The organism is Johannesbaptistia floridana (genome assembly GCF_057440575.1).
The window spans coordinates 1-18,722 of the sequence record NZ_JALKVM010000149.1 but is presented as its reverse complement, the minus strand read 5'-3'; the positions used below and the strand labels follow the sequence as shown (position 1 = coordinate 18,722).

Genomic DNA, 18,722 nt, shown 5'->3' with positions numbered 1-18,722 from the left:
TTGCAGGAATGGTTAGGGTTTGATTTTGAGTGGTAGCATAGTTATCATCTACTGCTACTGGAGGAGTATTTTGCCCTGCTACCTGGATGGTTACTGTGGCTACATTAGAATCATCTGTGCCATCATTAGCAATATAAGTAAAGGTGTCAGTACCCGTGAAGTCGGTATCTGGAGTGTAGATAAAAGAACCATCACTTTGTAAACTCAGGGTCCCGTCAGTCACATCTCCTACTAAAATAGCTGTGAGAGAATCTCCATCGTCGTCAGTATCATTCTCTAACACACCAATTGCAGGAATGGTTAGGGTTTGATTTTGAGTGGTAGCATAGTTATCATCTACTGCCACTGGGGGAGTATTAGCACCAGCCTCAACTATTTGAAGAGTGATATTATCACTATTAATTACAGGTCTGAATTGTAAACTAGGACCTAAATTTGGTAAATCAATAAAGTCAATACCTGTGGCATTGGTCTGAGAAGCATAGTTAAATATAGTGAAAGTGTCCCCTTGTTGAGGAACAAAGTTATTGACTAAATCAATATCAACAAGTGCGTTGTTACCAAAGGCAGCAGTTCCACTAATATTGATGTTATCAAAATCACTAGGACCAGCAATTTCAATAGTAACTGTCGCGCCCGTAGCTTGAGTATAATCTCCAATCACACTTAAACTACCACCACCAGGATTATTATCACCAGGGTTGACATCTCCTCCGTTAATAGTTACTAAGTTAGCTGTGATGGAACCTTCACCGCTTAAATCGCCAGCATCTTGATTAAAATCACCATTAACAGTTAAACCACTGGAATCTCCTATTTTTAAACTACCTGTGTTGGTTAAAGAACTAGTATCTACTGTTAACTGACTGCCATTTTCTATTGTTAAACTATTAAGGTTGTTAGTTAGACTAGTTAAGCTAGGGAATTCAGCGTTGGGACCACTCAATAAAATAGTAGCGTCGTTATTAGCGATTGGTGTTGTGGTAGGAGCATTATTCTCAATGTTAATTACATTAAGAGTGCCATCAATAGCTTGCCAGGTTCCTTCACTGAGGGTTTGAGTATTTTCATCATAGTTCTCAACTACTGTCTCATCTCCACTATCATCAAAGGAAAATGTTCTTCCTCCCACTGTAAGAGTTGCACCGGGGTTAGCAGTAAGTACTCCTTCGTTTTTGAAGATATCTGGGTTAATACTACCAGTACTATTACTATTGATTGTGCCTCTATTAACAATTCTGCCAGTACCAATATCTTGAGTTATTAGTGTTCCTAAATCGCTAGTTAAAGCAGTATCAGGAGCTAAGAAATTGACGACAACACTGTCTCCTAGAATTAGAGTATCAGTGTTTTGAAGACCTAATACCGCATTGGGTGCATCAAGATTAAATACTTGAGAATCATTAAACTCAATAGGTGGTGGATTATCTCCTAAATTATCAAGAATTAGCGCGGATGAATCTCCTGTTAAATTAGCTGACCCAGTAAAAATCGCTTCATCGCGGAATATCGCTATACTATCTGTCTCAGTGAGGTTAATATCACCATTAACTATAGTTTGGGGACCAATGAGAATGTTATTAGGATTATCTGTAAATAACAGACTGTTGCCGTTAGTTTGGTCAACACCTACATTGATAATTTGACCACCATTGACAAAGATATCTCCAGTATTGCTACCGATAACTAAGTTATCTCCACTGCCATCATCTTCTAGCTGTCCAGTAATTTCTACTCTGGTGTTACCACCTGTACGATTTATGATTCCTATATCAGAGGGGTTAAATGGTCCTTGTAACTTGAGTATCCCTGAATTGGTGATGTTAACTTGACCAGTATTAGTAAAATCACCAATTAAAGTTACTATTGCACTATCATTGATTGCAATAGTACCTGTGTTTCGCACTGTTTTTAAGGGTGAACCAGTACCATCCTGGGGTACAACATCCCCAATTCGCAATTCAAGTGTATCTTCTGCGGTTACAGTTCCTTCATTGATAAATTGGTCAGGATTAATAAATCTTAGTCCTGAACCACTAGCGGTAATAGCACTTTGATTACGAACTTGGCCTACACCTTGATTACGTTCTCTGCCATTTAGTTCAAGATCACTTCCTAGGGTGGAGTTATCCCCAATTAGATTGACTTGAGCTGGAGGTTGTAGAATTAGGGCGCTAGTATTATTGTCAAAACTTCTAGCGCTAATTCTCACAGAAGAATTAGTCCCATTGAGATTAATATTTTCAGCTACAAAAGTTCCACCTCTGGTATTCTCGAAAACTAGTTGAGCATCGTTCCCTAAGTTAAGATCCCCTGATTGCAAGAAATTGGGATTGAGAACATCTAGTAAGATTACGGAGGAACCGTCAGGACTTAAATCCAAAGGAGAAGTACCAGTAACAGATAGAAGATTGGTAATCACATTGGGGTCAAAAATCTCGGACGGTCCAAGTAGATCATCAAAAGAAGTAAATGTAAGTTGAGCCCCATTCTGTTGAATAACAGTACCAGAAAGACTAGTAATTTCTCCACCTCGAAGCTCAATGTCCCCGGTTGAAGAATTTAAAGGTAAAGAGTCCCCTTGAGGTAAATCAAGGGTACCAACAATCGCCACTGTATTATTACCAGTACGATTAATTGTCCCAAGATTATTGGGAGTAAATTGGCCCCCTAGAATTAGTTCAGATCCGTTGCTATTAAGGTTCACAGTTCCTGGAGCATTAGTCCAGTTAATATTAAAAACTAAACGACCTGGGGTGCTACCATTACCAATGTTAATTGTTGAAGCGTTAACAACGGTACCTCCATTTAATCTTCCTAGAGCTAGATAACCTCCATTGATAATATTAATTACACCATTATTAGTAAAAGTAGATGATGCGGGTGGTCCTAAAACGCTTATATCATCAACGAAACCGTCAGGAACCTCATTACCGGAAAAGTCTACATCATCTTCCCCATCCCCGTTGATATCCCCGTCAAAGGTAAGTACTGATGAACTATCTGTATTTATATTACCTTCTGTGTACTCAAATACATCTTCTACAAGTAAGCTACCGATGATCAAATCGTCTGGTGTATATATCAGTTCCTGCAATTGAACAGTAGGGAGAGCTCCATCTACTGCGATAACGATATCATCTCCAGTTTGGGGTCTTCTATTTAAGTCCCAATTTCCATCTTCTGACCATTGGCCGCTACCTGATATCCAGTTGATTGTTGCCATTATCTAGACTCCTAAAAATATTAATCTGCTTTACATTATGCAAGAAAGTTTGAAGAATAAAGGTTAGTTACAATTATTTCCTAGGTTAAATCTGGTTATTTTAGTTTTCCAGAGGAACAAGTAATAACTCGAATAAATTTTACCTTAAATTTATGATAAATGAAATTATTTTTATTTACCTAGATTAGCATCTCTAATTTTCAGAAAATCATTAAGGTATTTCGTATAATAACCTAAACAACGAGAGAGTAGGTAACTAATGAATATATTACAAGGCAGAGATTTACTAGGAATAGCCGATTTAACTGGCCTAGAAATAACACAACTTCTAGATTTAGCTAGACAACTCAAGCAGGGAGAAATTACCCCTAAGTGTTCTAAAGTTCTGGGATTGCTATTTTATAAAGCATCTACACGCACTCGGGTTTCCTTTAGCGTAGCGATGTATCAATTAGGAGGACAGGTAATTGATCTAAATCCTAGTGTTACTCAAGTAGGCAGAGGAGAACCGATTTCTGATACAGCTAGAGTATTAGACCGTTATTTAGATATTTTGGCAGTACGTACTTTTAAACAAGAAGATGTAGAAACTTTTGCTGAGTATGCTTCAATTCCAGTAATTAATGCTTTAAGCGATTTAGAACATCCCTGTCAAATTTTAGCAGACCTTCTAACCATCCAAGAATCTTTTGGTTCTCTATCAGGTTTAACTATTACTTACCTGGGAGATGGTAATAATGTAGCCCATTCTCTATTACTCGCTGGGGCAATTATGGGAATTAATATCCGTTTAGGTACTCCCAAAGAATATCAACCGTCTCCAGGGATTGTTCAAAAAGCCGAAAGTTTGAAAACTGCTAATACAGAAATTATCATTACTGAAGATCCCATTGCTGCGGTTAAAGATAGCCAAGTAATTTATACTGATGTTTGGGCAAGTATGGGACAAGAAGATTTAGCGGAGTCACGAGTACCAGTATTTCAATCTTATCAAGTTAATCAAGAACTTTTGAGTCATGCTCATCCTGAGGCGATAATTTTACATTGTTTACCCGCTCATCGTGAAGAAGAAATAACTACAGATGTGTTAGAAGGAAAACAATCCCGAGTTTGGGACCAGGCTGAAAATCGTATGCACGCCCAAAAAGCACTTATCTTAAGCTTACTAGGAGAAGAATAGAGTTATCTTGCCCCCATCAGCTTGATGGGGGTAAAAAAGTTGTTTAAAATCCCTTTGAAAATTTAGCTAATGGGACTTTAGCTAACAGATAAGTATATTTTGAAAGAGGAGCTAATATTACTCATCTTCTAAATCATCAACCGTGGCATTGACACCACCACTAACAGTAACTAGATCAATTTGTTGACGATAGTAGTCTACACTTTTTACTTCTACTTCTACATAATCTCCTAAACGATAGGCAATACGATTTTTGCGTCCAATTAAACAACTGTGACGAGAACGATATTCATACCAGTCATCTTTAAGTGAACTAACGTGTACTAATCCTTCTACTAGGAGATCTTCGATTTCTACAAAAAAACCGTATGATTGTACGCCAGTAATTAAGCCTTTAAAGATTTTTCCGGTACGTTCTTTCATTTTTTCGGCTTTTTTCAGTCCTTTGAGGTCTTTTTCTGCGTCTTCAGCTACTTTTTCTCTTTCATTCAAACGATGAATAATTTGAGATAGTTCTGTTTCTAATTCTTCTTGTAAAGCAGGGGGTAAAACATTCCAGTGAATTTGACCATGACAACTATTACTGTAAAGATTCACCCCTTCTTTCGCGGTTTTGATGCGGCGATCGCGCCCTTCGTTGAATAAGGCTTTTAAAATATATTGATTCCACAAATCTGCGTAACGTTGTGCTGGTGAAACAAAGTGACTGTAACTATCACTATAAGCAAGACTAAAGTGTTGTCCTGGTTTTGTGGAATATTTTACTGATTTCAAACTAGACAGTAGTAGATAGTTGAGAACTTTGTGAGCGGTAGATTGGGAAAATGCTTGAGTCAGATGCTGACAGTCTTGAGGTAATATTTCTTCTTCTGATTCCAGACTCATATCTAATCCCAAATTAGTACCTAGTTTCAATAAATCTTCTAATTCATCCCAATCTGGTACTGACTGGGTACAAAAAATTCCTGGTAAATTTAGAGCATGAAGATGTTCACCTAAAGCTTTACCTGCTAAAGTTACTAATTCCGTCATAAAAGCTTGAACTGGTAGAGTAGAGTCGCTGATAATTGGGCCGTATCTGCCTTCATCTTTGTAGGGTAATTGTACTTGAGACATAGTAATTTCAAATCCCCCTCTTTGTAAGCGTTGTGCTTTAACTGCTGGACTCAGTTGAAAGAACATCTGATTCAGCTTTTCTGTAGCTGTAGCTAATTCTGGTGCGATATTAGCAGTATTGTTTAGTAAAGATTGTACTTGGGGGTAAGTTAGACTATGATTTACTCGAATCACACTGGGAAAGATTTCATAACCTGTTGTTTCTCCTCGTGAATTTATCTTCATCATCATCGAAATCGTCAAATGCTCTTCCCCTTTTGCTAGGCTATATAATTCTCTGACTTTTGCCGGGAATAAATTTAAGATTTTCTCCCCTAGATAAATAGTTGTGCCTCTTTTTTGAGCTTCCTTGTTTAGAGAAGAATTCTGTTTTATTTGTTCAGCTAAATCGACAACATGAATTCCTAATTGCCATTCTTCTTCTGTTATTTGTTCAATACTAAAGGCATTTTCTGCCCAAATCTGCTTATTTTCTAGTTCTGGTTCCAGAGTAAAGGTAAATAGGTCTCTTAGATCTCTTCTCTTATCCAATTCTTCTGGTATTTCGGGTTTTTGTAGCTTTTCTACCTCAGCCAGGAGTAAGTCAGAAAAATCCTCGGGTAAATCGTGTTTACAGCTTACTATGTCTATATCTGCTGCCGCTTCTGCGTTGCTCCCCAGAATTCTGGTAATTTTGCCTTGGGGTGGATGTTGTCCTATGGGATATCTTGATACACTTACATGAACTAAATGATCTTTGGCTTCTTCTAAGTTAGTTCCATTTGATTGTAATTGTAGCTCAAACAGCAACCTATCATCTAGGGGAATAGCTATATATTCATTGCTCTCGTTTAGTACTTTTGCTAACAAAGAGGGATTAGCTCTTTCTAGGATTAATTTTACTTCACCTTCCGGGGAGCGTCTCCTTGTTCCTTCTTTCACTACTTTTACTAAAACGCGATCGCCATTCCAAGCATTACTTAGATGACTTTCTCTAATATATATATCCTCTGCCTCTTCGTTATCTTGTATAGCGAAGCAAAAGCCTTTAGAAGAACATCTTAGCTTAGCTTCTACTAATTCTTGTGTGTACACCCGGCGGTATTTCCCTTTTTCTTTACTAATTATTTTTAGTTTTTCTAAAGCATCCAGGGCAATTTTTAATTTTTCTTTACTTATTTCATCTTGACACTCAAGCTTTTTTTCAAGAATTTTGCCTGCGACTAATTTATCTTCACTGAATTGAGATAGTAGTGTAGCGATTGAAAAATCCATCCAACGTTTGTCCTTTTTTCTAAGTTAATTGTGAGATTTTATCTGTAGATTTTGCTGTTACTTGGTTAAGAATAAATAACTACTTAAGAAATATCAATCATAAGTTCTTTTCCCTGTAGCTATTTTACTTACTTTTCTGTTTGTGGAAATATTTTTCTATTTAACTTTGTGGTTAATGAGGTTGTCGTGATAATTATCCTCAAGTTAAGTTTTTTTGCCTTTGCAGGATGTTATTTCCAGATTTTCGGTAATGATATTCTATTTTATCTTAGCTTCTTTTCAAGTTTATCATGATTTTAGTAAGTTTTTTTTGGCAAAGTTCTACTCATCTCTTGACTGGCACAGATAGCGATCGCCTCTGGAAGAATTTTATGTTCTTGTTGTTGAATACGTTTATGGAGTGTTTCTGGGGTATCTCCCGGTAAAATTGGTACTGCCGCTTGCATAATAATCGGACCGCTATCTACGGGTAAAGTTGCTATATGTACTGTACATCCAGTAATTTTTACCTTAGCTTCCAAGGCTTGTTCTATGGCGCGAATCCCTGGAAAACTTGGTAATAAACTAGGATGGATATTAATAATTCTTTCGGCAAAAGCCTCTAAAAACACCTTTGTTACTATGCGCATCCAACCTGCCATTACCACCCATTTTACCTGATGCTGGTGCAAAACTTTGACTATTTCCCCATCGAAAGCTTCTCTTGTGGCAAATTGACGGTGATTAATCAATATAGCTGGTATTTTTCTTTTGCTTGCTCTTTCTTTTACCTTAGCTTTTTCCTGATTGTAAACTACTACTAATATTTTAGCGTTAAGTTTTCCCTCGGCGATCGCCTCGGCTATCGCTTCAAAGTTACTCCCGTTTCCTGATGCCAGAATCCCTAGCTGTAACGGCGACTCTGGCTGATATCTTGACTGACAAAGAGGTGGCGAAACTAAGTAATTTTCAGAATCTAACATTTACAAAATTAATCCTTTTTTAGTTTTGTCACTAATTATAAGAATCTGTTTATAATTTGGAACAACTTTTCCGTATCATTCCTCTTCCTGAGCTCTTTCCCTGGTACTTATGTACTAAGTTAACCCAGGGAAAATTTATTTATTTGGTGGTTCAAAGAATTTTTCACCCTAAAATTTAAGTATAAATACTCAAAACAAATTCGCGCCTTCGCGCATTCTCTCACTTCCCTATAAATCATCTGGTATTACCCATTTAGGGGGTTCAGTTAGCTTTCTCAATCGTGCTGCTTCAGCCATATCTAGCATTTTATCTAAAGATGTTTCCTTGATAAATTCAGATGCTGTAGTTGCATGTTCACGGTTAGGGCATTTATCTCCTAAAACACAGCCATTTACACATTCTACGGCACAGTTTACCTGACGTTCCAAAATTAACTCCCTTAAATTATCATTTATCCTATTTGAGATTTTAGCGTAATTTTGAGTTTTTCTTAATCTTGCCGATGAACCTAAAATAAAACTAAAGTTTTGCTGTAATGCCCATAGGGGGTATTGAAAAAAGCCAGAGAACAAGGATAATAGTAGATAAAAAAGCAGTAAACTCTAAATTTATCTTAAACGCCTAAATTAACACAATAAATATGTTATTGAATATCTCTAAAGGTCAATTTTCTCAGTTTAAATGGTTCCTTAGCCTATTAATATTTCCTTCGCTAACTTTTGCCCCTAAAGTATTAGCTCATAATACTAAAGTTATCTATGAAAAAACCGAAGCTATACAAATAACTGCTGTTTACGATACGGGAGAACCCTTGACCGAGGCCCAAGTAGTAATTTATGCGCCAGAAGATCCTACTACACCTTGGCTGAAGGGAGAAACTGACGATGAAGGACGTTTTAGTTTTATCCCTGATAGCAATCAATCAGGAAACTGGGATGTAAAAGTGCGTAAAGCTGGTCACGGAGATATAGTTAGTATTCCTACTGGTAATACTAGTAGTGATGAGATGACAGGAGAATCTGGGGCTATTGAGGATGGTAATTCAACCCCAAGAGTGTCTTCCCCGGGAGAAACTAAAACTGCCCAAGCAGAATATACTTCTCTACAGAAATTGGTTATGGCAGCGTCAGGGGTTTGGGGTTTAATCGGCACAGCACTTTTTTTCTCTCGTAGCAATAAAAGGTAATTATAAATATGCACATTCCTGATGGATTTCTTCCACCCTCTGTTTACATAACAGGGTATGGAATCACAGGTGCTGTAACTTGGTACACTTTGCGTAAAATCCGCCGTAGTCCTATTCCTCCTGAGGCAGAAATTCCTAAGGCTTCCTTGTTAACAGCGGCTTTTTTTGTAGCTTCAGCAATCAGTTTTCCCATTCCTCCCACTACTATTCATTTTGTGATGAATGGTTTAATAGGTATAATTCTTGGCTATTATTCTTTTTTAGCTATTTTAATTGGACTATTTTTTCAAGCAGTTATGTTTGGACATGGAGGGTTAGCTAGTTTAGGAATTAATGCTGTAATTATGGGTATTCCTGCTCTTCTAGCTTATCATCTGTTTAACTGGTTGAAGTTAATACCAGAAACAATTAGAGGTTTTCTTATCGGCGCTTTAGCTTTGGCATTATCTGCAAGTCTTTTCAGTATCATTATGATTAGTTTTATCTCTCCTGATATCGATGCAGCAGCAGAAAGAAAAGCAATTTATCTGGCTTTAGTTGCTTATGGAATTCAAGCTTTTTTAGAAGGAGTTTTTACTATGATTTCTATAACTTTTATTCAAAAAGTTAATCCTGAAATACTAGAAAATAAAAATCAGGAAACGGAAGTAAATTAACAACATGAAATTAAATCTCGACCAATATGCTCATTTAGATTCAATAATTCATCGTTGGGACCAACGTTATAAAATTATTGCTTTATTTGGTTTAATTATTGCTTTTACTTGTGTGAATCAATTAATACTGATACCATTTATGGTATTAGTAACTTTTGTTTTATATCGCCTATCTCGGTTGCCTTTTTCTTTTTGGATAAATCGTCTACGTTATCCTTCACTATTTATCTTGGGTCTTGTTTTTCTTTTACCGATAGTGGCAGGAGATACGGTAATTTTAGATTTAGGTCTATTTACTATTAAACAAGAAGGTTGTTTAACAGTTCTTTTGATTGTTACTCGCTTTGTTTCTATTTTTACTATTAGTTTAGTCTTATTTGGAACAGCACCATTTTTAACGACAATTCAATCATTACGTAGCCTTCATGTATCTCAAATTATTGTAGATATGATGTTATTATCTTATCGTTATTTAGAGGAGTTAAATAAAACTTTCCTGACTATGAGTCAGGCAATGCAAATTAGAGGTTTTCAAGTTAATAAGTTTAAATTAAGTAATTTACAGACATTAGCAGGCTTGATGGGGAGTTTATTAATTCGTAGTTATGAACAATCCCAAAGAGTTTATCAAGCGATGATTTTAAGAGGTTATGGCCAGAATAAATTACCACGAAAAGCCAAGGAAAGTAATGATCTAGTTAGTAAGATTGCTTCCACGATAACTTTAACAATTGCTGTGGGTTTTATTGTCGTAGAAATGATTGAACATGCGAGAATACATGGTTAAAGAAAAACTAGCTCTAAGTTTAGAGAATTTAACCTATGGACATGTAAAAGAGCGAGAAATACTAAAAGGCTTAAATCTCAAAATATATAGTGATGAAAAAGTTGCTATTATTGGACCAAACGGAGCCGGAAAAACTACCTTGTTTCTCTTACTATGTGGCTTATTATCGCCAAAATTAGGATCGGTTTATTTGTTTGAGCAAAAAATACAGCCGGGTAAGTTTTATCCAGAAATAGGCTTAGTTTTTCAAAATCCAGACGATCAATTGTTTTGTACGACAGTAAGGGAAGATGTGGCCTTTGGACCGGAAAATATGGGGTTAAATCCTCAAGAAATCAACCAAAGGGTAGAAAAGGCTTTAGCTTCTACAGGAGTATCATATTTAGCAGATAGAGTCCCTCATCAACTTTCGGGGGGAGAAAAATGTATGGTAGCGATCGCCACTATTCTGGCTATGGAACCTAAGATAGTATTATACGACGAACCGAGCGCTAATTTAGATTTACGTGCCCGTCGCCGCCTGATTAATTTTCTCAAAGATACTCAGCAAAGCTTTTTAATTGCTACCCACGATTTAGAGTTAGTTTTAGAAGTGTGCGATCGCACTATTCTTCTCAACCAAGGTCAAATTATTGCTGACGGTATTCCCAAAGAAGTTATGAGTAACCAAGAATTAATGGAGAATCATGGCTTAGAAGTGCCATCATCTTTACTGAGTAATGAGTAAGGAGTAATAAGTAATAAGTAAGGAGTAAGGAGTAAGGAGTAAGGAGTAAGGAGTAAGGAGTAAGGAGTAAGGAGTAATAAGTAATAAGTAAGGAGTAAGGAGTAAGGAGTAAGGAGTAAGGAGTAAGGAGTAAGGAGTAAGGAGTAAAGAGTAAGGAGTTAAATTCCAGAAAATGCGGACTGAATAGGGGGGAGAAATACCGAAGTCAAATCAGGACGAGATACAGTTAAACAGCGAAAGGAGACATTTTGATAGTTTTTGCCCACAGTAAGGGGGAAAATAGTTTCTGATTCTAGAGAAATAAACTCACCCCCTGCGGCTTTGAGAATCACCCAAGCGCCAGCAATATCCCAAATCTTGGGGGTATATTCTACACCCCCTAGAGAGGCACCTGAAGCCACGAGGAGAATATTATAACTAGCAACACCAATCAGGCGAATTTTACAAGGAAAAGGATTTTTAAGAATATCAGTACTACGGGCACACAAATTAAAGAGATGATTTTTACTAGGAGAATCACTACTAGTTTTTATGGGTTGATGATTTAAATAGGCGCCAGTTGGTCCAGTTAATTGGGAATCTCCATACCAATAACCATGAAAAGTTTGATTAATTTGGGGGAAATGGACAAAACCGAAAACAGGAGTACCATGGTATAGTAAGCCGATGGAAATACCCCAGATAGGAATCCCACGAGTAAAATTAGTGGTACCATCAATAGGATCAATAATCCAACACCAGGGATTCGGGGGAAATAAATGTTGAGTTTCCTCTGTGAGAATACCGTGTTCTGGGAAAGCTTGAGAAATCCCCTCAGTGATGGTCTTATCTGCCCATTTATCGGCTTTAGTAACTAAAGTACCATCAAGTTTCCTTTCTGGAGTTAGTTTGCCGAAATCATCGAGGAGAGTTTCGCCTACAGTTTTAGTAATTTCTGTAGCCAAATCGAGAACTTGAGGCCAAAATTGAGTTAATTGCATAATTTTTTAAGAGTACTAAGAAAATCAGGATAAGAAACAGCGATCGCCCCGGCGCGATGAATAGTCGTTGTCTTTTTAGCTAACATGGCTGCTATTGCTAGACTCATAGCCACACGATGATCCCCATAACTATCTACTTCTGTACCTGTTAAGTTAGTTCCACCTGTTATTTCTAAGCCATCGGGAAGTTCTGTTATTTTAGCACCCAGACGATTTAATTCACTAGCCATTACTGCCAGGCGATCGCTTTCTTTTACTCGCAATTCTGCTGCATCTTTAATCACCGTAGTTCCTTGAGCAAATATAGCTGCTACAGCAAGAATTGGTATTTCATCAATTAGACTGGGGATTAAATCTCCGGCAATAGTACAACTTTTCAGTTTACTACTGCGTACGTGTAAATCTGCCACTGGTTCTCCGGCGATTACTTGAGAGTTTTCTGAGACAATATCTGCTCCCATTTGCTGCAAAACAGTAAGAAGCCCGATGCGAGTGGGGTTAATTCCCACTTTCTCTATTACTATATCTGAATCGGGAATTATTGCTCCTGCCACCAGCCAAAAGGCGGCGGAACTTATGTCACCCGGTACTACTACTCTTTGTCCGGTTAGTTGGGGTTTACCTGTGAGAGTAATTGTCGCTGTTTCTGAATCTATTTCTATTTCTGCTCCCAAGGCTTGTAGCATTCTTTCACTATGGTCTCTTGAGAGACTGGGTTCTACTACGGTAGTTTTTCCTTCTACAGATAGACCAGCTAGGAGAATACAGGATTTAACTTGTGCTGAAGCCACGGGAGAATGGTAAGTAATTGGTTGAAGATTTTGTCCCTGGATAGCGAGGGGAGCCAAATTGTTATCTTGACGTCCCCAAATTTTTGCTCCCATCTGAGTTAGAGGTTTAATTACCCGAGACATGGGACGCGATCGCAAGGACTCATCTCCCGTCATGCAGAAGAATTTTCCTTGACTAGAGGCTAGTAACCCTAACATCAGACGCATGGTTGTCCCAGAATTACCAGCATCTAAGATCTCTTTTGGTTCTGCTAAATTGCCGATCCCGACGCCTTCTACGGTAACCTTTTCGCTATTTAACTCACTTATTTTCACTCCCATAGCTGTTAAACAGGCAGCGGTACTTTGGGGATCTTCTCCTAATAATAAGCCTTCGATGGTGGTGGTACCTTGGGAGATCGCCCCTAACATCAAACTGCGGTGAGAGATTGACTTATCTCCTGGTACTGTAATTTTTCCTTGGAGACTTACGGATGTGCTTGGGGTGATGGCTAAATCTGATGCTGATATTTCTATTTGAACCATATTTTTATATACTATCAGTTATACTACTAAAGCAAAAAGCTTTTACTTTTACTCCCGGTACAACTACGCCGCCAAATCGTTGCACTTGACTAACTTGTTCTACCTGATTGAGCATTTCTGGGAGACTTTGGTTAAAGCGTAAATTTTTAATTGGGTATGCTATTTTACCATCTTCTATCCAAAAAGTCCCATCTCTAGTCATCCCTGTTACTTCTAGGGTGCGAGGATTCACATAACGCACATACCAAGCTCGTGTTACTAGTATACCTTGTGAAGTTTTGGCGATTATGTCTGGGAGGGTTTGTTGAGATCCATTCATCACCATGGGATAAAAGTCTCCATTGGCTTCTTTACCTTGTTTTTGTGCCCAATAGCGACTGTAACTGAGGGTTTGGGGTATTCCATCGGTAACTAGAGTTAAATCACTATTACTCAAGCCATCGCTACAGAAATTAGGTGCTTGTAAGAGGGGATGACTCGGTTGGCGATATATTTGTACTAGAGGGCTAAATAGTTGTTCTCCCACACGATTACCCACTACTTCTCCATTTTCGTCTATTTTCGACATAAATGAGCGTCCTTCGTCAGCAGATCTGGCGCTGAGGTTACCTACTACCCAGGGTAAAAGACTAGCAAAGGCGGCAGGTTCAAAAATAACGGGATAGATATCTGGGTTAATTGCACGAGGTTGACGAGAAGAGATCGCCCTTTTGATTACTTTTTCTGTGATAGTTTCTCTGGGAATTTGGGTTAAATCTATTGCTGTTCTTGACATCCAACTGGATCCATCTTCTACCCTAGCTGTGACGCTAAAATCTCCTGTTGTCGTCTTACTTGCTGCCTTCATGCCTCTGGAATTGGCGATCGCTCTTACTGATACATTAGTACTTATGGTTCCTGAACATTCTACTTGACTTTCTCTCCCTTGAGTACAGATTTGGCGCACCATTTCTCCTCTAGCGATGGGAGAAAAGTTAGCAGTTGCTTCAGAATAGCCTGCCTGTCTGTTATCGTAGGTTTGAGCTTCTAGTAATGGTACCCATTCGGGATCTTCTGGTGCTAAATTTGCCAGACTTTCTGAACGTCTCAAAGTTGCTGTAATACTTTCTGGACTAATTTCAGTAGTAGAAGCTGAACCACTTCGCTTACCAAAGTAACTAGTAATAGTCAAACTTAATTGATTTTTTTGAATATTTTGAGTTAGTTGATTTTCCGAAAAGCGAGAAAGCAGCTTATCTGTGGCGTTGATACTGATAAAGACATCTTCAGCTTGAGATTGAGAAATGATTGAATCTAATAATTCTAAAGCTGCTTCTGTTTCTAGGGATTGAGGACTAGTGGTAATTGTCATTACTGAGTTTACTAATTAGAATTCAGTGTTTAATACTAGTTTACAGCAGAAGGCAGGTAAAGGCAGAAACAACACTACTAGACAAAAAATAACTGCAAAAATCTCGGGTTTGATCTTTGCAGTTATTTGGTTAAAAATCTGAAACTTTTTGAGGGAGAAAACTAGCTCAAATCTAGAGCCTGTAACAGAAACTAAACAATATCGCCAGCAACTATATAATCCAATTGAGTAAACTCAGTGGTATTTCTCAAGACGGCGAAAATAGCATTAGTATTGCTGTCTACAAGATTCAGGTTGCCATTATTTACAAAAGTGTTTATATCAGCAAAATCAAGATCGCTGCTAAACAAGTCTTCACCTCTAACAAAGTCATTGATAGTATCTCTTCCTTCATCAGATAATACTACAAAAATATCGGCGCCATCTCCACCTAATAAGCGATCGCTTCCTGGTCCACCTTCTATGGTATCGTCTCCTCCTTGAGCTCTTAGAACATCATTTCCTTCTAATCCTCTAATTATTTCACCATTACTAGTACCTATTAGGGTATCGTCGTTGGGTGTTCCTTCAATGATGTTTGGTTTATCGTTGTTATCAATAAGGATATAATCATCTTGAGTAAACTCAGTGGTATTTCTCAGGACGGCGATAATGTTATTAGTATTACTGTCTACAATATTGAGATCGTTATTACGTGTAAAAGTGTTTAGCTCAGCAAAATCTATATCGCTGCTAAATAAGTCTTCACCTCTAACAAAGTCATTGATGATATCTTTGCCTTCATCAGATAAGACCACAAAGGTATCGGCGCCATCTCCACCTAGTAAGCGATCGCTTCCTGGTCCACCCTCAAGGATATCGTCTCCTCCTTCAGCTCTTAGAACATCATTCCCTTCTAATCCTCTAATGATTTCAGCATCATTAGTACCTATAAGGGTATCGTTGTTGGGTGTTCCTTCAATGATTGGTAACTCTTCAATAGTAAGCACTGCCGTAGATATACTACCAATACTAGCACCATTGGTTGGATCAGAAAGAGCTAGATTAATAGTTTCATCTCCTTCTACATCGATATCCTCAGCGATAGGTATAGTTACAGTTTGACTAGTTTCACCATCAGCAAAGCTTACTACTATTGGTGTGTCATCATAGTCACCTGGGGCTATTGCTGTGCCATCTGAGGGAGTTACTGTGATATCAACAATACCGTCGCTACCAACTGTTCTTATTAAGGTAATCGGGGTATCAGCAGTACCATCTTCGTTAACTGTGTAAGTGGGAGAATCGAATTCAATAATGCCGGGACTTACAATTGCTTCAAACTCAAAAGCACCAATATCTACAGTGCCCACAAAGCGCGGGAACCCTCTTTGGTCGCCAGTTAAGATATTCCCCTCTAAATCTAGGGCCAAACTATCGTTTCCTGCATCAATGGCCGGGCTACCGGGCACTAAAGCTAGAGTTTGAGTATCTCCTCCGTTATCGGCTAGGGTTGTTTCGATAATACCTGTTGCCGATGCTTCTATAATGTTATTGTTATTTTGATTAATGGTACCGCTTACATTCCGGTTAGTACTAGCTCTGTTGCCTGCGATAATGCTATTGTTCAAGTTATTTTCGCCATTCCTTGAACGAATGCCTCCGCCATCATAGATTGCCGAGTTACCGAATATAGTTGAACTGGTTACGTTTGTTATGCGAGATGAAAAAATGCCTCCGCCAAAAACTGCCGAGTTCCTTGATATAGTTGAATTTGTTACGTTTGTTGTGCCAAAGGAAAAAATGCCTCCGCCATTGAATCCTGAGTTCCCCGATATAGTTGAATCTTCTACATTTGTCGTGTATGAAAAAATGCCGCTACCATTACTAACTGTCGAGTTCCCCGATATAGTTGAATTTGTTACGTTTGTTGTGCCAGATGAAAAAATGCCGCCACCGGTCTCTGCCGAGTTCCCCGATATAGTTGAATCTTCTACATTTGTCGTGCCAAATGAAAGAATGCCGCCGCCAAAACTATTTGCTGAGTTACCGGTTATATTTGAATTGCTTATATTTGTAGTTTTATCTGAAAAAATGCCCCCACCATTGATTGCCGAGTTCCCCGATATACTCGAATCATATACGTGTGTCGTTCCAAGTGAATAAATTCCTCCGCCATTGATTGCCGAGTTCCCCGATATAGTTGAATTTTTTACAAATATGTCACTGTCAGATTTGATTGCTCCACCATTGTTACTTGCATTTCCTCCCGTCAGAGTCAAGTTATCTATGGTAAAAGTACTTCCTTGTACATTAAATAGTCCAAATGTATCATTTCCCTCAATAGTTACTCCTGACCCTAAACTTGATGCGTCTATCGTTAACTCATCAGTTACTGCTAATGAACCACTCACCAAGGAAATTGTGCCATTGTCTAAAGATGAATCAAATTTAATTACATCTGGTCCTATCGCTGTATTAGCTTGTGCAATTAACTCCCGTAAACTATTACTACCGGAATCTGCTAGATTTTCCACTGTAAATGTCGCCATTATCTTTAATCTCCTTACATTTAATTTTTCAACAGGTACTATTCATTTATATCTCAAATCTCAGTCATTTACTGCTATCTGATCAACTCAATGAAACATCAGATTTTATATTACTTTTAAACTATCTAAAAATAATTGAGATCAGTGCTCAATAGGTCTTTACTTCTACTTTACCTTGGCCGGATCAGACCAAAAAGGTATCGGCGCATCCTTGAGCTACTAAGGTATCACTTCTGGATCCACTATCTACGAAGATTGTCGCTTTTTTAATACATTGCATTTACAGAATGAATCTGCCTGAGGGAAGGTTTGACGAACATCTGTAAGACAAGTGAAATCAGCTTTTTTGGTAATTTTATACCAGTTGTCTAGAGGTTGCGGTAGATTTGCCTAATTATTCGACTACTCCCAAAGAGTTTTGTAACTGATAATCCTCATGACAATTTTTTATATATTTTTATCGTTTCAAAATGAGAAGATTTTGTCAAGTGTTAAAAAGATTAAGTTGTCTAATTATTTGTATCGCCCACCAGAATATAATCCAATTGAGTAAACTCAAGCGTATTTCTCAGGAGTGCCTACTAGTCTGTCATTTCCTATCTTGATTAAACTCAGTGGTATAGCAAGCTCGCAAATAGATGTTTACAGTTATCATGAAAAGCCCCCCTTTGTTAAGGGGGGTTGGGGGGATCTGTAAATATAAATATTGTTAACACTACAACGCTCATTGCTATATTTCTCAAGACAGCGAAAATAGCATTAGTATTGCTGTTTACAATATTCAGGTTGCCATTATTTACAAAAGTCCTTTTTTAAGGGGTTAGGATCAATTCTTTTACTTCAAAACTTCAAAACTTCAAGACTTCAAAACTCAACCCCCACCAGAATATAATCCAATTGAGTAAACTCAGTGGTATTTCTCAAGACAGCGAAAATAGCATTAGTATTGCTGTCTACAATATTCAGGTTGCCATTATTTACAAAAGTGTTTAGCTCAGCAAAATCAAGATCGCTGCTAAAGAGGTCTTCACCTCGAACAAAGTCATTGATGATATCTTTACCTTCCCCAGATAAAACCACAAAGGTATCAGCGCCATCTCCACCGAGTAAGCGATCTCCTCCCTGTCCACCTTCAAGTATATCGTCTCCTGCTTCAGCTCTTAGAACATCATTCCCTTCATTGCCTCTAATGGTGTCATTATTATCATCACCTGTTAAGGTATCATTGAAGGCTGTTCCTTCAATCAGTAATGGCTCACCGATATCTAGTTGAGTATTATCGAGGAGATAATCGGATTCTAGAAACTCAGTGGTATTTTTCAGCACAGCGATAATATTTCTTTTTCTGTCGCTAATATTAACATTACCATTCCTGATGTTAATATTTAGGTCAACAAAATCGAGATTACTGCTAAAGAGGTCTTCACCTCTAACAAAGTCATTGATGAT

At 37.9% G+C, this 18,722-nt stretch carries 14 protein-coding genes and 1 pseudogene; 5 read left to right on the top strand and 10 right to left on the bottom strand.

The genetic code is table 11. The features are described 5' to 3' along the window. The coding region (locus MW688_RS10260; protein WP_486735878.1) for a beta strand repeat-containing protein at positions 1-3,226 on the bottom strand (3,226 nt) is incomplete at its 3' end. A 259-nt stretch (positions 3,227-3,485) separates the two neighbouring features. Here MW688_RS10260 and argF point away from each other — a divergent pair. Then, entirely contained in the window at positions 3,486-4,406 is a 921-nt protein-coding gene (gene argF / locus MW688_RS10255) for an ornithine carbamoyltransferase (RefSeq protein WP_486735877.1), read from the top strand. 117 nt (positions 4,407-4,523) lie between these two features. Here argF and MW688_RS10250 read toward each other — a convergent pair whose 3' ends face one another. The 3 genes from MW688_RS10250 to MW688_RS10240 all read right to left on the bottom strand — a co-directional run bounded on the left by MW688_RS10250 (position 4,524) and on the right by MW688_RS10240 (position 8,167). Further along, positions 4,524-6,776, bottom strand: a complete 2,253-nt coding sequence (locus tag MW688_RS10250; protein WP_486735876.1) for a ribonuclease R family protein — start codon at positions 6,774-6,776, stop codon at positions 4,524-4,526. Positions 6,777-7,072: 296 nt separating this feature from the next. Continuing rightward, positions 7,073-7,738 (bottom strand): phosphoribosylglycinamide formyltransferase, encoded by a 666-nt coding sequence (gene purN / locus MW688_RS10245; RefSeq protein WP_486735875.1) that lies wholly within the window; start codon positions 7,736-7,738, stop codon positions 7,073-7,075. Between the two features lie 228 nt (positions 7,739-7,966). After that, the gene (locus tag MW688_RS10240) at positions 7,967-8,167 is read right to left on the bottom strand and encodes a hypothetical protein (protein WP_486735874.1); all 201 of its coding nucleotides are present in this window, start codon (positions 8,165-8,167) and stop codon (positions 7,967-7,969) included. A gap of 218 nt (positions 8,168-8,385) precedes the next feature. Between MW688_RS10240 and MW688_RS10235 the strand changes: the two genes are divergently transcribed. From MW688_RS10235 to MW688_RS10220, 4 genes are read left to right on the top strand one after another with little or no spacing between them, the layout of a single operon-like run. Further along, the gene (locus MW688_RS10235; protein WP_486735873.1) at positions 8,386-8,925 is read left to right on the top strand and encodes a carboxypeptidase regulatory-like domain-containing protein; all 540 of its coding nucleotides are present in this window, start codon (positions 8,386-8,388) and stop codon (positions 8,923-8,925) included. Positions 8,926-8,933: 8 nt separating this feature from the next. Beyond that, the gene (gene cbiM / locus MW688_RS10230) at positions 8,934-9,581 is read left to right on the top strand and encodes a cobalt transporter CbiM (RefSeq protein ID WP_486735872.1); all 648 of its coding nucleotides are present in this window, start codon (positions 8,934-8,936) and stop codon (positions 9,579-9,581) included. Positions 9,582-9,585: 4 nt separating this feature from the next. Then, positions 9,586-10,368 (top strand): cobalt ECF transporter T component CbiQ, encoded by a 783-nt coding sequence (gene cbiQ, locus MW688_RS10225; RefSeq protein ID WP_486735871.1) that lies wholly within the window; start codon positions 9,586-9,588, stop codon positions 10,366-10,368. Beyond that, positions 10,349-11,095 (top strand): energy-coupling factor ABC transporter ATP-binding protein, encoded by a 747-nt coding sequence (locus MW688_RS10220; protein ID WP_486735870.1) that lies wholly within the window; start codon positions 10,349-10,351, stop codon positions 11,093-11,095. The genes cbiQ and MW688_RS10220 overlap by 20 nt, the downstream gene beginning before the upstream one ends. Positions 11,096-11,253: 158 nt before the next feature. On the opposite strand, the gene MW688_RS10215 is transcribed toward MW688_RS10220, so the two are convergent. From MW688_RS10215 to MW688_RS10190, 6 genes and pseudogenes are all read right to left on the bottom strand, one after another. Beyond that, positions 11,254-12,075: an inositol monophosphatase family protein gene (locus MW688_RS10215; protein ID WP_486735869.1), complete on the bottom strand. Its 822-nt coding sequence runs from the start codon at positions 12,073-12,075 to the stop codon at positions 11,254-11,256. Continuing rightward, on the bottom strand, positions 12,066-13,391 hold the full coding sequence (gene aroA, locus MW688_RS10210) for a 3-phosphoshikimate 1-carboxyvinyltransferase (RefSeq protein WP_486735868.1): 1,326 nt from the start codon (positions 13,389-13,391) through the stop codon (positions 12,066-12,068). The genes MW688_RS10215 and aroA overlap by 10 nt, the downstream gene beginning before the upstream one ends. A gap of 4 nt (positions 13,392-13,395) precedes the next feature. After that, positions 13,396-14,742 (bottom strand): TldD/PmbA family protein, encoded by a 1,347-nt coding sequence (locus MW688_RS10205; protein WP_486735867.1) that lies wholly within the window; start codon positions 14,740-14,742, stop codon positions 13,396-13,398. A gap of 191 nt (positions 14,743-14,933) precedes the next feature. Then, positions 14,934-17,273, bottom strand: a complete 2,340-nt coding sequence (locus MW688_RS10200; protein ID WP_486735866.1) for a choice-of-anchor Q domain-containing protein — start codon at positions 17,271-17,273, stop codon at positions 14,934-14,936. A gap of 246 nt (positions 17,274-17,519) precedes the next feature. Then, positions 17,520-17,639: pseudogene (locus MW688_RS10195) on the bottom strand (type II toxin-antitoxin system HigB family toxin); the annotation flags it as partial. Positions 17,640-18,137: 498 nt separating this feature from the next. Then, on the bottom strand, positions 18,138-18,722 hold a 585-nt coding region (locus MW688_RS10190), incomplete at its 5' end, for a calcium-binding protein (protein ID WP_486735865.1).

What these genes read in the sequence shown, in the direction of transcription:
- argF (WP_486735877.1), top strand. Translation starts at nt 3,486, where the DNA reads ATGAATATATTACAAGGCAGAGATTTACTAGGAATAGCCGATTTAACT.
- MW688_RS10250 (WP_486735876.1), bottom strand. Translation starts at nt 6,776, where the DNA reads ATGGATTTTTCAATCGCTACACTACTATCTCAATTCAGTGAAGATAAA.
- purN (WP_486735875.1), bottom strand. Translation starts at nt 7,738, where the DNA reads ATGTTAGATTCTGAAAATTACTTAGTTTCGCCACCTCTTTGTCAGTCA.
- cbiM (WP_486735872.1), top strand. Translation starts at nt 8,934, where the DNA reads ATGCACATTCCTGATGGATTTCTTCCACCCTCTGTTTACATAACAGGG.
- cbiQ (WP_486735871.1), top strand. Translation starts at nt 9,586, where the DNA reads ATGAAATTAAATCTCGACCAATATGCTCATTTAGATTCAATAATTCAT.
- MW688_RS10220 (WP_486735870.1), top strand. Translation starts at nt 10,349, where the DNA reads ATGCGAGAATACATGGTTAAAGAAAAACTAGCTCTAAGTTTAGAGAAT.
- MW688_RS10215 (WP_486735869.1), bottom strand. Translation starts at nt 12,075, where the DNA reads ATGCAATTAACTCAATTTTGGCCTCAAGTTCTCGATTTGGCTACAGAA.
- aroA (WP_486735868.1), bottom strand. Translation starts at nt 13,391, where the DNA reads ATGGTTCAAATAGAAATATCAGCATCAGATTTAGCCATCACCCCAAGC.
- MW688_RS10205 (WP_486735867.1), bottom strand. Translation starts at nt 14,742, where the DNA reads ATGACAATTACCACTAGTCCTCAATCCCTAGAAACAGAAGCAGCTTTA.
- MW688_RS10200 (WP_486735866.1), bottom strand. Translation starts at nt 17,273, where the DNA reads ATGGCGACATTTACAGTGGAAAATCTAGCAGATTCCGGTAGTAATAGT.